We start from the raw sequence: 14,689 nt of genomic DNA on the forward strand, positions 1-14,689 counted from the left end.
GACAGCTTCGGGCTTTGCTTCGCAAAGCCCGAAAGCTGGGATATCAATTGGTGGCAGCCTAAGGTGCTTAAAAAACAGCGGGTTGCATTTTGTTTGATGAGAGCGGGTTTACCCGCGAAGAGGCCGGTACAGGTCAATCCTGGCTGATCGGCAGGATATAGCTCTTGAACTCGTTATCCTCACGAAACCCGATGGATTCGTAAGTCTTGTGCGCTACCTCATTGTCCGCGCTGGTCGACACCCGCATGCGCACGGCGTTGGTTTCCTTGGCCATTTTCTTCGCCTCGCGCATCAGGTGGTCGGCCACCAGCATGCGCCGCGAGTCCTCGGCCACGTAGATATCGTTGAGAATCCATACCCGCTTCAGCGACAGCGACGAGTAGCTCGGGTACAGCTGGCAGAAGCCCAGCAGCTTGCCGTCATCATCATCGGGTAGCGCCAGGTAGATCACCGACTCATCCCGCTTCAGGCGCTTTTCCAGGAAGCTGCGCGAACTGTCGGGGTAGGGTAGCTGCCCATAGAACTCGCGGTATTTGACGAACATCGGCGTAAGCAGATCGAGGTGTTCCAGGGTTGCCTTGATGATGCGCATGTGCGGCCCTCAGAGTCCATTAGGGGAAACAGCGGATTGCCAGCAGCTTTCAAAGGCATGCTGCCCAATGCTTGGCGCAAGTGCAATCCGCCTTCCGTGACATGTTTTTTATCCTTTGCCGAGCAGAAAGTTACCTTTCTGGCCGGTGTTGTGTTCACTCTCCAGGCTATGGACCTCGGCTTCGTCCTTCAGATTCACCCCGGAAAGCTGACGTCGGCAGGCTTCGCGCATCAAGTACAGCAAGCGGTGCGCCGCCATGCCATAGCTCAGCCCCTCCAGGCGGATGTTGGAAATGCAGTTGCGGTAGGCATCGGTCAGGCCGACCTTTGGCGCATAGGTGAAGTACAGGCCAAGGCTGTCGGGCGAGCTGAGCCCCGGGCGTTCGCCGATCAGCATCACCGTCATCCGTGCGCCCAGCAGTTCACCGACCTCGTCGGCCACTGCCACCCGACCCTGCTGCACCAGCACCACCGGGGCGCTGGTCCAGCCATCGGCGGCGGCCTGTTCCTCGAAGCGCGCCAGGAACGGCAGCGTGTGGCGGTGCACGGCCAGCGCCGATAGGCCGTCAGCGACGACGATGGCCAGGTCGACCCCGCCGGGGTTGGCCTGGGCATGCTGGCGCAGCACGGCAACCGAATCTTCGCTCAGCCGTCGCCCCAGGTCCGGGCGTTGCAGGTACTGGTTGCGGTCGCTGGCGGCGCTGTGCAGCACCAGGCTTTCGCGCCCGCGGTCACTCAGCTGGGTAGCCAGGCCGGCATGGTCGAAGGCCAGATGCACGGCATCGCGTGCCTGGGCGTGGGCGAACTGGAAGTCCAGTTGCGCACCGGTAGGCAGGCTGGTGCCGGTACGGCCCAGGGCAATGCGCGCCGGGGTCAGGTTGCGCAGGGCCAGCCAGGGGTTTTCGGGGGTAGGCGTGCGGTGGTCCATGGTCATCCCTATGCAAGCTGTGCCAAGGCCTGGCGGAAGGCCGGCGGCAGGTTGTCACCAAAGCGCACCCGGCCATCGGCCTGGGTGAAGATGCCGGTGCGGGCCAGCCATGCCTCGAATTCCGGCCCAGGCTTCAGGCCCAGGGTCTGGCGTGCATACAGCGCGTCGTGGAACGAGGTGGTCTGGTAGTTGAGCATGATGTCGTCGGAGCCTGGGATACCCATGATGAAGTTGATCCCGGCCACGCCCAGCAGGGTCAGCAGGGTGTCCATGTCGTCCTGGTCGGCTTCGGCGTGGTTGGTGTAGCAGATGTCGCAACCCATCGGCACTCCCAGCAGCTTGCCGCAGAAGTGGTCTTCGAGGCCGGCGCGGATGATCTGCTTGCCGTTGTACAGGTATTCGGGGCCGATGAAACCGACCACCGTGTTGACCAGGAACGGTTTGAAGTGGCGGGCCACGGCATAGGCGCGGGTCTCACAGGTCTGCTGGTCGACGCCGTGGTGGGCGTTGGCCGACAGCGCGCTGCCCTGGCCTGTTTCGAAGTACATCAGGTTCTGCCCGAGGGTGCCGCGTTTCAGCGAAAGGCCCGCTTCGTAGCCTTCCTGCAGCACGTTCAGGTTGATGCCGAACCCGGCGTTGGCCGCTTCGGTGCCGGCGATGGACTGGAATACCAGGTCCAGTGGCACGCCACGGTTGATCGCCTCGATCGAGGTGGTGACGTGGGTCAGCACGCAGGCCTGGGTGGGGATGTCGTAGCGCTGGATGATGGCGTCGAGCATCTCCAGCAGGGCGCAGATCGAGGCGATGCTGTCGGTGGCCGGGTTGATGCCGATCATGGCGTCACCGTTGCCGTACAGCAGGCCGTCGAGAATGCTGGCGGCGATGCCGGCCGGCTCGTCGGTCGGGTGGTTGGGCTGCAGCCGGGTCGACAGGCGCCCGCGCAGGCCCATGGTGCCACGGAACCGGGTGACCACGCGGATCTTCTGTGCCACCAGCACCAGGTCCTGCACGCGCATGATCTTCGACACCGCTGCGGCCATTTCCGGCGTCAGCCCGGGTGCCAGGCTGCGCAGGCTGTCCTCGTTGGCCTCTTCGCTCAGCAGCCAGTCGCGCAGGCCACCCACGGTCAGGTGGCTGACCGGGGCGAAGGCCTGGGCGTCGTGAGTGTCGATGATCAGGCGCGTGACTTCATCATCTTCGTAAGGGATCAGCGCTTCGTTGAGGAAATGCGTCAGCGGGATATTGGCCAGGGCCATCTGCGCGGCGACCCGTTCGCCATCATTGCTGGCCGCCACGCCCGCCAGGTAGTCCCCCGAGCGGGCGGGGCTGGCCTTGGCCATCACTTCCTTGAGGCTGTCGAAGCGGTAGACCAGGTGGCCGACCGTGTGTACGAAACTTGCCATACAGAGTCTCCAGAGCCGCGGGTTGCCCCGCGGCGGGTGGCGGCGATCAGTGCAGGGCCTCTTCGGCCTTCTGGATCGCGGCGAATTCCTCTTCCGGTGTACCCGCGACCAGGTGGTGGCGGCTGTAGAAAGCAAAGTAGGCAATTAATACCGCATAGATCACTGCGGCGCCAATCACTACCCGTGGGTCGACCAGGAAACCGGCGACCACGGCGATGCAGGCCAGTACCAGTGCCAGGCCCGAGGTGAAGATGCCACCGGGGGTGCGGTATGGGCGCTCCATCTTCGGCCGGCGGATGCGCAGGGTGATGTGCGCGGCCATCATCAGCACGTACGACAGGGTAGCGCCGAACACCGCCACCAGGATCAGCAGGTCACCTTGGCCAGTCAGCGACAGGGCAAAGCCGATGATCCCGGGGATGATCAAGGCCAGTACCGGGGCCTTGCTCTTGTTGGTTTCCGACAGCTTGCGCGGCAGGTAGCCGGCGCGGGACAGGGCGAAGATCTGCCGGGAGTAGGCGTAGATGATCGAGAAGAAGCTGGCGATCAGCCCGGCCAGGCCGACCAGGTTGACGAAGCCGCCCATCCAGGTGCTACCGCCGTAGGCCTTGGACAAGGCTTCTACCAGCGGGTTGCCGGACGCTTTCAGTGCTTCGGACCCTGCGCCGCCGGGGCCGACCACCAGGATCAGCAGGGCGAAGGCCAGCAACACCAGCATGGCGCCGATCAGGCCGCGTGGCAGGTCACGCTTGGGGTTCTTGGTTTCTTCGGCAGCCAGCGGCACGCCCTCTACGGCAAGGAAGAACCAGATGGCATAGGGGATGGCCGCCCACACGCCGACATAGCCGAACGGCAGGAAGCTGCTGGCGCCCACAGCGTCCGTTTTGGCGATGTCGAACAGGTTGGCTGCATCAAAATGGGGCACCATGCTCACCAGGAACACGGCCAAGGCGATGGCTGCGATGGCGGTGATGATGAACATCAGCTTCAACGCCTCACCCACGCCAAAGATGTGGATGCCGATGAACACGATGTAGAACGCCAGGTAGATCATCCAGCCACCGATGCCGAACAGTGACTGGCAGTAGGCGCCGATGAACACGGCGATGGCGGCGGGGGCGATAGCGTACTCGATGAGGATCGCCGTGCCGGTGAGGAAGCCGCCCCAGGGGCCGAAGGCGCTGCGGGCAAAGCCGTAGCCGCCGCCTGCGGTGGGGATCATCGACGACAGTTCGGCCAGCGAGAAGCACATGCACAGGTACATGGTGGCCATCAGCAGGGTGGCGAGGAACATGCCGCCCCAGCCGCCCTGGGCCAGGCCGAAGTTCCAGCCGGCATAGTCGCCGGAGATGACGTAGGCCACGCCCAGGCCGACCAGCAGGACCCAGCCGGCGGCACCTTTTTTCAGTTCACGTTGCTGGAAATAGTCCGAGCCGACTTTTTCGAAGTCGACGGAAGAGGCTGCCGGCGAGCCGGCGGAATGATCGCTTGGCATAGATTCACCTGTTGTTTTTCTTGGTGGCCGGACGGGTTCCGGGCCGATGGTGATGGGTACTGCAGGAAGCGAGCCAGAGCGTTGGTGCACGGTTACCGCTCTGGGTTTTGTATATGCAGGCCTGGCCTCTTCGCGGGTGAACCCGCTCCTACAGGGGGTGTACAGCGCCTTAAGCAAGCGCAGTACCTGTGGGAGCGGGTTTACCCGCGAAGAAGGCGACGCGGTTTAGAAGAAGCCCAACGGATTGATGTCGTAGCTCACCAGCAGGTTCTTGGTCTGCTGATAGTGGTCGAGCATCATCTTGTGCGTCTCACGCCCGACCCCCGACTTCTTGTAGCCACCGAACGCGGCATGCGCCGGGTACAGGTGGTAGCAGTTGGTCCACACGCGGCCAGCCTTGATCCCACGGCCCATGCGGTAGGCACGGTTGATGTCGCGGGTCCACACGCCGGCACCCAGGCCGAACTCGGTGTCGTTGGCGATTGCCAAGGCTTCGGCTTCGTCCTTGAAGGTGGTGACGCTGACCACCGGGCCGAAGATTTCTTCCTGGAACACGCGCATCTTGTTGTTGCCCTTGAGCAGGGTCGGCTGGATGTAGTAACCGGTGGCCAGCGAGCCTTCCAGTTTTTCGACCTTGCCGCCGGTCAGCAACTCGGCGCCTTCCTTCTGGGCGATGTCGAGGTACGACAGGATCTTCTCGAACTGCTGTTGCGAGGCCTGGGCGCCGACCATGGTGTCGGTGTCCAGCGGGTCGCCGCGCTTGATCTGCAGCACCTTCTTCATCACCACTTCCATGAACTGCGGGTAGATCGACTCCTGTACCAGTGCCCGTGACGGGCAGGTGCATACCTCGCCCTGGTTGAAGAACGCCAGCACCATGCCTTCGGCCGCCTTCTCGATGAAGCTTGGCTCGGCTTGCATGATGTCTTCGAAATACACGTTCGGCGACTTGCCGCCCAGTTCGACGGTGGACGGGATGATGTTCTCGGCGGCGCATTTCATGATGTGCGAGCCAACCGGGGTCGAGCCGGTGAAGGCGATCTTGGCGATGCGCTTGCTGGTGGCCAGTGCTTCACCGGCTTCGCGGCCATAGCCTTGCACCACGTTGAGCACGCCTTTTGGCAGCAGGTCACCGATCACTTCCAGCAGCACGGTGATGCCCAGCGGGGTCTGTTCGGCAGGCTTGAGCACCACGCAGTTGCCGGCGGCCAGGGCCGGGGCGAGCTTCCAGGCGGCCATCAGGATCGGGAAGTTCCACGGGATGATCTGCCCGACCACGCCCAGTGGCTCATGGATGTGATAGGCCACGGTGCCTTCGTTGATTTCCGCGGCGCCGCCTTCCTGGGCGCGGATGCAGCCAGCGAAGTAGCGGAAGTGGTCGACCGCCAGCGGAATGTCGGCATTGAGGGTTTCGCGGATCGGCTTGCCGTTGTCCCAGGTTTCGGTAATGGCCAGCAGTTCGAGGTTCTGCTCGATACGGTCGGCGATCTTCAGCAGAACGTTGGAGCGGTCCTGCACTGAAGTGCGGCCCCAGGCATCCGCCGCAGCGTGGGCGGCATCCAGGGCTTTGTCGATGTCTTCGGCAGTGGAGCGAGGGAATTCAGCGATCAGCTTGCCATTCACCGGGGAGGTATTTTCGAAGTACTGCCCCTTTACCGGAGGAACGAACTCACCACCGATGTAGTTGCCGTAGCGGCTCTTGAAGGAAACCTTCGCGCCTTCGGTACCGGGATGTGCGTAACGCATGGTGTGTCTCCTGGCTATTGTGTTTGTTAGGGAGTTGGAAAGCGTAGAGCAAAGGTTGGGCCAGCGTTTCGAGCGCCAGGCAAATCAATGACTTGGCTCGGTTCTTTGGGCCTGGCCCACGATCTCTGTGCCAGCGCCGGTACGCGCGGGGGTGACACTTTGTGCCATTTGCGACACGTAACCGGAGGGTGCATTGCAAAGCCTTCCCGGGTGGAGGATGCTGGCGGGACTCTCTATCTGCGGAGAACTACAACAATGCAGAGCAATCATTTCAGTCGCCATGCCCAGCAAGTCCATACCGTCGCCCATGGTGGGGCCGGGGAGGGTGGCAGTGACCCGTCCATCGCCCGCTCCTGGCTACGCTGCCTGGAGGACTACCACCTCGACCCGTCGGTGATCGAGGCCCCGGTGGTGCTCGAGCATGGGCGCCTGCTGGAAAGCCGCGAGCGCCTGCGCCAGGTGCTGCAGATTGCCGACCATGAAATGAACAGCCTGCACCAGCAGCTTTCCGGGGCCGGCCATGCGGTGCTGCTGACCGATGCCCGCGGGGTGATCCTCAATTGCGTCAGCGCGCCGACCGAGCGGCGCAGCTTCGAGCGTGCCGGGCTGTGGCTGGGCGCTGACTGGAGCGAGGCGCGCGAGGGCACCAACGGCATCGGCACCTGCCTGGTCGAGCGCCAGGCGCTGACCATTCACCAGAACGAGCACTTCCGCGGTCGCCACACCGGCCTGACCTGCTCGGCCAGCCCGGTGTTCGACCCGCATGGCGAGTTGCTTGCAGTGCTGGATGTGTCTTCGGCGCGGCCCGACGTTTCCCGGCAGAGCCAGTTCCACACCATGGCTTTGGTCAACCTGTCGGCGAAGATGATCGAAAGCTGCTACTTCCTGCGCCATTTCGAACAGCAATGGCTGCTGCGTTTTCACCTGCAGGCCGAGTCGGTCGGCCTGTTCAGCGAAGGCCTGCTGGCGTTCGACGGTGACGGGCGCATCTGCGCCGCCAACCAGAGCGCGCTGAACCTGCTGGGCACGGTGCGTGGTGGCGTGCTGGGCAAACCGCTGGAACGCTTTTTCGCTTGCAGCCACGACGAACTGTTCAGCCGCGCCACGCCTGGCGGCAGCACGGCGTGGCCGCTGCATACCCTGGACGGGCGCCAGGTGTTCGCCAGCCTGCGTGGCCAGGCTCGCGCACCGGTGTGGTCGGTGCCAGCCGCCCAGCCGCGGCCCACGCGGGAAGTGGAGCCGCTTATCTGCCTGCTCGACCCCGCCTTGCAAAACGACTTCCGCCGCAGCGTGCGGGTGTTCGAGCGCGATGTGCCGCTGTTGCTGCGCGGCGAGACCGGCTGTGGCAAGGAGGCTTTTGCCCAGGCCGTGCACCAGGCCAGCGAGCGGCGCGGCAAGCCGTTCGTCGCCATCAACTGCGCCTCGATCCCGGAAAGCCTGATCGAGAGCGAACTGTTCGGCTACCGCGGCGGCAGCTTTACCGGTGCACGCAAGGAAGGCATGCGCGGCAAGCTGCTGCAGGCCGATGGTGGCACCTTGCTGCTGGACGAGATCGGCGACATGCCACTGGCCCTGCAAACCCGCCTGCTGCGCGTGCTGGAGGAGCGCCAGGTGGTGCCGATCGGTGGCGAGCCGCAGGCGGTCGACGTGCGCATTGTCAGCGCTACTCACCGTGACCTGCTGGAACGGGTGGAGCAGGGCAGTTTCCGCGAGGACCTGTATTACCGGCTGAATGGCCTGGAAGTGGCATTGCCTGCGGTGCGCGAGCGCAGTGACAAGGCGCAGTTGCTGGACTTTCTGCTGCGTCAGGAGGCGCAGGGAGAACCGATCGATATCGAGCCCAGGGCGCGGCAGGCACTGCTCGACTTCGCCTGGCCGGGCAACGTGCGGCAGATGCGCAACGTGCTGCGTACCCTGGTGGCACTTTGCGAAGACTCCCGCATCGCGTTCCCGGATCTGCCCACCATTCTCCGCAACAGCACCGTCCCTGTAGGAGCGGCCTTGTGTCGCGAAAGGGCCGCAGAGCGGCCCCAGGGTCTCAGCAGCGCCGACCAATCTGCAGGGGCTGCGTCGCAGCCCGATCGCGACACAAGGCCGCTCCTACAGGATGCGGAGCGGCAAGCATTGTTGGAGACGCTAGATGCAAAACACTGGCACCTCACCCGTGTCGCCGAGCACTTGGGCATCAGCCGCAATACCTTGTATCGAAAACTGCGCAAACACGGCATCACCAGAGCCGACTGAGCGAAACATCTGGTGCGATTTGTCGCGCCCTGGGCTACCCTGCCTCGATGTTTTGCGAGGTCGACCATGCATATTCACATTCTCGGTATTTGCGGCACTTTCATGGGCTCGCTGGCGGTGCTGGCCAAGGAACTTGGCCACCGCGTCACCGGCTCGGACGCCAACGTCTATCCCCCGATGAGCACCCAGCTTGAAGCCCAGGGCATCGAACTGACCCAAGGATATGACCCGGCCCAGCTGGACCCGGCGCCAGACCTGGTGGTCATCGGCAACGCCATGTCGCGTGGCAACCCGGCGGTGGAGTACGTGCTGAACAAGGGCCTGCCCTATGTTTCCGGCCCGCAGTGGCTGGCCGACCACGTGTTGCAGGGCCGCTGGGTGCTGGCCGTTGCCGGTACCCACGGCAAGACCACTACCAGCAGCATGCTGGCCTGGGTGCTGGAACATGCCGGCATGAGCCCGGGCTTCCTGATTGGCGGTGTGCCGCAGAACTTCTCGGTGTCGGCGCGCCTGGGCGATACGCCGTTCTTCGTGGTCGAAGCCGACGAGTACGACAGCGCCTTCTTCGACAAGCGCTCGAAGTTCGTCCACTACCACCCGCGCACGGCGATCCTCAACAACCTCGAGTTCGACCATGCGGACATCTTCCCCGACCTGGCCTCGATCGAGCGGCAGTTCCACCACCTGGTGCGCACCATTCCTAGCGAAGGCCTGGTCATCCACCCCACCACCGAGCAGGCGCTGGAGCGGGTGATCGGCATGGGTTGCTGGACCCCGGTGCAGACCACCGGCGAAGGTGGCCAGTGGCAAGCCCGTCTGCTCAGCCCCGACGGCTCGCGCTTCGAAGTGCTGTTCGACGGCGAAGCGCAGGGCGTGGTGGACTGGGCGCTGACTGGCCAGCACAACGTCGCCAACGCCCTGGCTACCCTGGCAGCGGCGCGCCATGTAGGCGTGGTGCCAGCCATGGGCATCGAAGGCCTGAGCGCCTTCAAGAGCGTCAAGCGGCGTATGGAGAAGGTTGCCGAAGTGCAGGGCGTGACCATCTACGATGACTTCGCCCACCACCCGACCGCCATCGCCACCACCCTGGACGGCCTGCGCAAGCGCGTTGGCGAAGCCCCGGTGATCGCCGTGATCGAGCCGCGCTCCAACTCGATGAAGCTCGGTGCCCACCGTGACGGCCTGCCGGAAAGCGTCAACGATGCCGACCAGGTGATCTGGTACGCCCCGGCCAACCTTGGCTGGGACCTGGCTGCCACCGCCGCGCAATGCAAAGTGCCCAGCGTGGTGGCCGACAGCCTCGAAGCGATCATCGAGCGGGTCAAGGGGCAGGCCCGCGCGGGTACCCATGTAGTGATCATGAGCAACGGCGGCTTCGGCGGCCTGCACGGCAAGCTGGCCGAGGCACTGAAGTGAGCGGGCCGGAACGCATCACCCTGGCCATGACGGGCGCCTCTGGTGCCCAGTATGGCCTGCGCCTGCTCGACTGCCTGGTGCGTGAGGACCGCGAGGTGCACTTCCTGATCTCCAAGGCCGCGCAACTGGTGATGGCCACCGAGACGGACGTGGTGCTGCCGGCCAAGCCACAGGCGATGCAGGCTTTCCTCACCGAATATACCGGCGCTGCCGACGGGCAGATCCGCGTGTATGGCAAGGAAGACTGGATGTCGCCGGTGGCCTCGGGCTCCGGCGCCCCGGCGGCAATGGTAGTGGTGCCCTGTTCCACTGGGACCTTGTCGGCGATTGCCACTGGTGCCTGCAACAACCTGATCGAACGTGCTGCTGACGTTACCCTCAAGGAGCGCCGCCAACTGATCCTGGTGCCGCGCGAGGCGCCGTTCTCCACCATCCACCTGGAGAACATGCTCAAGCTGTCGCAGATGGGCGCGGTGATCCTGCCGGCGGCGCCGGGCTTTTATCACCAGCCGCAGACCATCGACGACCTGGTCGACTTCGTGGTCGCGCGCATTCTCAACCTGCTGAACATTCCCCAGGACATGTTGCCGCGCTGGGGTGAGCACCACTTCGGGGTGGATGATTGAAGCGAGCGCTGGTGGGCTTGCTGGCGCTGGTGCTGCTCGGTGGCTGCGCCACGGTGCGCACGCTGGATGCCAACAAGCCCGGGGCACCGGTGGTGTATGCAGGTACCCGGTTGGACTTGTATGTGATCAATGGCGGGTGCTGCCCGCGGGATCGTTACGGGGCTGAGGCGCCAGCGTATCCGGGGCTGGACCTGCCGGGGAGCATGTTGCTCGATACCTTGTTGCTGCCGTTGTCGTTGCTGACAGCGGCCGGTGTAGGCTTCCAGGCCACTGGTGGCCTGTAAGGGCCCTTTCGCGGGTAAACCCGCTCCCACAGGTACTGCACCAGGTCTGAAATCGGTGCAAATCCTGTGGGAGCGGGTTTACCCGCGAAGAGGCCCTGCCAGGTAAAGCCTACTTCTTGCCCAACCTGCGCAACTCATCCGACTCCACAATCCGCACCCCGTCCTCTTCCTCCAGCGCCAGCCGCCACAGCGCCCGGGCCAAGGTACAAGCCTCGATCCCCCGATACTTCCCGGGTATCAGCCTGGCAAACGGCGAAGCCAACTGTTCGCCGAGCCGCGGCTCGACCCGCTCACCCAGCAGCAACGACGGCCGCACGATGGTCAGCTGCGGCCAATCCTGAGCCTTGAGAGCCTCCTCCATCTCACCCTTGACCCGGTTGTAGAAAATCGACGATTTCGGGTCGGCGCCCAATGCACTGACCACCAGCAGATGCCGCGCGCCCAACTCCCGGGCACGCTTGCTGAAAGCCACCACCATGTCCAGGTCCACAGCGCGGAAGGCCGATTCGGAACCGGCTTGCTTAAGTGTGGTACCCAGGCAGCAATAGGCGATATCGACCCGCCCACCCAGTTGTGGAAGGAACACAGCCGGGTCGCCTACCGGGTTTTCCAGGTGCGGGTGCTCGGCCAATGGCCGGCGGGTAGGCGCCAGTACGCGAGTGATGGTGGGCTCGTTGAGCAGACGGTCGAGCAGGTGTTCACCTGTCAGACCCGTGGCACCGGCAAGCAGGACATGCTGAGGCGTCAAATACATGATGTCTCTCCCTTGTTACACACAAGCTTAGTGGCTGCCGGGCGTTTGCGCCTGTTCCCCCACGTTGGCCTGTGCGGCGTTACGCAATGCTTCTTCGGCCTGTTGCCGGCGCAGGTGCTGCCAGTGCTCAAGCACCTTCGGCGGCGCCCACAGCTGAGGTTCGGAGGCCTCGAAACCTTCCCTTTGTTCTCTTTCGGCAACGCTGGCGCGCGCCAGTTCAAACGCCTGTTTCAGGTCGTCGGTCTGGTTCAGCGCTTCGGCGAACAGGGCATCGCCGAAATAGGTGAAATCGGCTTCTTCCGAACAACCGAAAGACACGCGGTCGGCCCGGGCGGCGGTCATGATCAGCGTGCGCTCATCTTTGAGCGGCGTGATGTAGCCCCCTGAATAGCAGGCGGATATGACAATCACCTTGTCGCGGTTCTTCAGCGGTGCCAGCGCGCTCGCCAGCTCGTCGGCAGACAGATCGGCCAGCTGCAGGCGCGGTTGGTCGAGTACCAGCTGATGGTCCTGGCTGCCATGACTGGTGAGATAGATGAACACCAGGTCTTCGGGGCCGCTGCGCTCGGCCAGGGTGCGGGCGGCGCGGGTCAGGTTTTCGCGTGTGGCCATGGCTCGGGTGGTCATGTGGTCGCGGTGGTTGACCAGGGTCACCTGGCCACTGGCGCCAAAGCGCACCTTGAGCATGTTGCTGACATAGTCGGCTTCGCGCATGAACACGCTCTGCTGGCCATCGCCGGCCACCACCAGGCTGTATAGCTGAACTGGTGGCGCCGAGCGCGGTACCCGGGCCAACGCTTCATCCAGCAAACGGCCCTGGTTGAGCAGCGCCAGGTCCAGTGGGTCAGGCAACAGCTTGCCGTTCTGGTCCCGTACGCGCACGCCGTTGCTCCAGGTGCCACTTTCGACCTTGCCGTTGGCCAGGATCAGCCGGCCCTGGCCGTGGTAGGCATCGTTGAGAAAGCCACCGATATACTTGCTGCCGTCGGCCAGCTGCAGGCTGCCCTGGCCCGACAGTCGCCAGTCGGCGAAGGTGCCTTTGTAGTGGCTGCCATCGCTGCCCAGCAATTCGCCTTCGCCAACCAGCGAGCCGTCCTTGAATTCGCCGATCCACACATCACCATCGGCATTTTCGTAGCGGCCACGGCCTTCCAGGCGGTTGTCCTTGAACTCGCCGATGTACTGCTCGCCGTCAACGCTGTCGTAGGTGCCGCTGCCTTCCAGCTGGCCATTGATGAAGTGGCCGCTGAACTGGTTGCCGCTGGCATCGCTGCGCACCCCGGCGCCGTTGGGCTTGCCCTTGGCGAACAGGCCCTGGTAGCGGCTGCCGTCGGCCAGTTCCAGCTCGCCGGCGCCTTCGTACAAGTCGTCCTTGAACTGGCCGCGGTAGGTCTGGTCGGCTTGCTTGAGGGTGCCTTCGCCGTCGCGGCGGCCGTGGCTGAAGGTACCGGCATAGTGGCTGCCCGGGGTAGTCAGCTCGCCCAGCCCCTGGAACAGCCCTGCGGCGAACTGGCCGCGGTACACCTCGCCGTTGCGGCCGTGCCATTCGCCCTGGCCGTGCCATTGGCCGTCCTTGAAGGTACCGGCGTACCAGCTGCCGTTGGGGTAGTCGATCCGGCCCTCGCCTTGCAACAGGCCATCGACCACCTGCCCCCGGTACCGCCCACCGTCAGGCAGGCGCGCGTCCGGCGGGAGCAGCGATTCGCCATCGCCGCAGGCGGCGAGCAGCAGGACCAGGGTGACGGGGAGCAGTGAACGCATGGCGAGAACCGGGCAATAGGTCTGCCGAGTATGACGCAGAATGGGATCCTGAAACAGCGAACGCATGTGCTGGCGCAGCTCTCGAGCCTGCACTGCATTGAAAAGCTGGCACGGAACCTGTGGGAGCGGGCGTGCCCGCGAACACCGGCGAAGCCGGTGCCATGTACCGTGTGGTCTTCTTCGCGGGTGAACCCGCTCCCACAGGCATTGCGGTGAATTTCAGCTTTGCGCAATACCTGTGGGAGCGGCTTTAGCCGCGAACACCGGCGAAGCCGGTGCCAGGCACCGCGTCGCCTGCTTCGCGGGCACGCCGGCTCCCACAGTTTCCGTGTTGCCTTTGAGGTGCAATCAGCGCACGCCCGGCGACACGATGATCTTCACGTTCTCCTCCTTGTTGTTGACCAACTCCTCGAAGCCCAGCTCGACAATCTGCTCCAGCCCGATCCGCCCGGTCACCAGCGGGCGAATGTCCAGCCTGCCGTCAGCGATGAAGGCAATCACATCGGCGAACTCGCCGTTGTACGCCAACGCGCCCAGCACCTGCTTTTCGGTGGACACCAGTTCGAAGAAGTTGAACTCGCTAGGCTCCTCGAATATCCCCACCAACACGCACTTGCCCGCCTTGCGGATGGTGTCGATGGACAGCTTGGCCGTGTGCTTGTTGCCGATGCATTCAAAACTCACATCCGCGCCGAGCCCGGCAGTGAGCTTGCGGATTTCCACCAGGACGTCGCACTGGCTTGGGTCCAGCACCACGCTGGCGCCAACCTCCTTGGCCTTGGCCTTGCGTGCCGAGGACATTTCCAGGGCGATCACCTGCGCCGCGCCAGCCGCCTTGGCACACATGATGGTGCACAGGCCGATGGTGCCGGCGCCGACTACCACCACCGTCTGGCCAAGCAGGCTGCCGGCCTTCTTTACCGCATGCATGCCCACCGCCAGCGGTTCGATCAGCGCCCCGGCCTCAGCCGGGAAACCCTGCGGCAGCCGGTACAGCAGGTTGGCGGGCACGTTGACCAGTTCGGCAAAGGCGCCATTGTTCATCAGGCCGGTGAAGGCCAGGCGCTCGCAGATGTTGTACAGGCCGTGGGTGCAGTAGTAGCAGGTGCCGCAATGCTGGCAGGCGTCCGCAGCCACCGGGTCACCGACGGCAAAACCTTCCACGCCTTCACCCAGCTTGGCGATCTGGCCGCAGAACTCGTGGCCGAGGATGCACTGGCCCTGGATGCCGGTCAGCGGGTGCGGTGCCTCCACCGGGATGAATACCGGGCCAGCGACGTATTCGTGCAGGTCGGAGCCGCAGATGCCGCACCAGTCCACCTTGATCTGCACCCAGCCGGGCGCAGGGTCGGCCGGCAGGGGCACCTGTTCGACGCGAATATCATTGCGGCCATGCCAGACGGCGGCGCGCATGTGGGTGTGGCTCAGGTCGTTCATTGTT

General features: G+C 64.2%; 12 protein-coding genes. 4 read left to right on the forward strand and 8 right to left on the reverse strand.

Annotated elements, in window-relative coordinates:
• Nucleotides 1-133 precede the first annotated feature (133 nt).
• The 5 genes from WM94_RS18210 to WM94_RS18230 form a co-directional block, all read right to left on the reverse strand.
• Nucleotides 134-592 carry a GNAT family N-acetyltransferase gene (locus WM94_RS18210; protein ID WP_003257044.1) on the reverse strand — a complete coding sequence of 153 codons (459 nt, stop codon included), beginning with the start codon at nucleotides 590-592 and terminating at the stop codon, nucleotides 134-136.
• Between the two features lie 108 nt (nucleotides 593-700).
• Nucleotides 701-1,519 carry an ethanolamine ammonia-lyase subunit EutC gene (gene eutC, locus WM94_RS18215; protein WP_061551871.1) on the reverse strand — a complete coding sequence of 273 codons (819 nt, stop codon included), beginning with the start codon at nucleotides 1,517-1,519 and terminating at the stop codon, nucleotides 701-703.
• An 8-nt stretch (nucleotides 1,520-1,527) separates the two neighbouring features.
• On the reverse strand, nucleotides 1,528-2,922 hold the full coding sequence (locus WM94_RS18220; RefSeq protein ID WP_013970694.1) for an ethanolamine ammonia-lyase subunit EutB: 1,395 nt from the start codon (nucleotides 2,920-2,922) through the stop codon (nucleotides 1,528-1,530).
• A 46-nt stretch (nucleotides 2,923-2,968) separates the two neighbouring features.
• A complete protein-coding gene (gene eat, locus WM94_RS18225) occupies nucleotides 2,969-4,417 on the reverse strand; it encodes an ethanolamine permease (RefSeq protein ID WP_061551857.1) in 1,449 nt (482 codons plus the stop codon).
• A gap of 225 nt (nucleotides 4,418-4,642) precedes the next feature.
• Complete coding sequence (locus WM94_RS18230) at nucleotides 4,643-6,163, reverse strand: aldehyde dehydrogenase family protein (protein ID WP_003257045.1); 1,521 nt, start codon at nucleotides 6,161-6,163, stop codon at nucleotides 4,643-4,645.
• A gap of 255 nt (nucleotides 6,164-6,418) precedes the next feature.
• Here WM94_RS18230 and WM94_RS18235 point away from each other — a divergent pair, with 255 nt between their 5' ends.
• The 4 genes from WM94_RS18235 (at nucleotide 6,419) to WM94_RS18250 (ending at nucleotide 10,733) form a co-directional block, all read left to right on the forward strand.
• On the forward strand, nucleotides 6,419-8,407 hold the full coding sequence (locus tag WM94_RS18235; protein ID WP_013970696.1) for a sigma-54-dependent Fis family transcriptional regulator: 1,989 nt from the start codon (nucleotides 6,419-6,421) through the stop codon (nucleotides 8,405-8,407).
• Nucleotides 8,408-8,473: 66 nt separating this feature from the next.
• Complete coding sequence (gene mpl / locus WM94_RS18240) at nucleotides 8,474-9,823, forward strand: UDP-N-acetylmuramate:L-alanyl-gamma-D-glutamyl-meso-diaminopimelate ligase (protein ID WP_024086190.1); 1,350 nt, start codon at nucleotides 8,474-8,476, stop codon at nucleotides 9,821-9,823.
• The gene (gene ubiX, locus WM94_RS18245) at nucleotides 9,820-10,449 is read left to right on the forward strand and encodes a flavin prenyltransferase UbiX (RefSeq protein WP_013970698.1); all 630 of its coding nucleotides are present in this window, start codon (nucleotides 9,820-9,822) and stop codon (nucleotides 10,447-10,449) included. Before mpl ends, ubiX begins: the two co-directional genes overlap by 4 nt.
• Complete coding sequence (locus WM94_RS18250; protein WP_015268804.1) at nucleotides 10,446-10,733, forward strand: YceK/YidQ family lipoprotein; 288 nt, start codon at nucleotides 10,446-10,448, stop codon at nucleotides 10,731-10,733. The genes ubiX and WM94_RS18250 overlap by 4 nt, the downstream gene beginning before the upstream one ends.
• Nucleotides 10,734-10,842: 109 nt before the next feature.
• Here the strand turns inward: WM94_RS18250 and WM94_RS18255 are convergent, their stop codons facing one another.
• From WM94_RS18255 to WM94_RS18265, 3 genes are all read right to left on the reverse strand, one after another.
• Nucleotides 10,843-11,487: an oxidoreductase gene (locus WM94_RS18255; RefSeq protein WP_013970700.1), complete on the reverse strand. Its 645-nt coding sequence runs from the start codon at nucleotides 11,485-11,487 to the stop codon at nucleotides 10,843-10,845.
• A gap of 27 nt (nucleotides 11,488-11,514) precedes the next feature.
• Entirely contained in the window at nucleotides 11,515-13,248 is a 1,734-nt protein-coding gene (locus WM94_RS18260; RefSeq protein WP_061551858.1) for a C13 family peptidase, read from the reverse strand.
• Between the two features lie 348 nt (nucleotides 13,249-13,596).
• The gene (locus tag WM94_RS18265) at nucleotides 13,597-14,661 is read right to left on the reverse strand and encodes a 2,3-butanediol dehydrogenase (protein WP_241523204.1); all 1,065 of its coding nucleotides are present in this window, start codon (nucleotides 14,659-14,661) and stop codon (nucleotides 13,597-13,599) included.
• Nucleotides 14,662-14,689: the final 28 nt, after the last annotated feature.

The sequence above is a fragment of the Pseudomonas sp. ABFPK genome (assembly GCF_001586765.1).
In the GTDB taxonomy this organism is placed as follows: Bacteria; Pseudomonadota; Gammaproteobacteria; order Pseudomonadales; family Pseudomonadaceae; genus Aquipseudomonas; species Aquipseudomonas asiatica.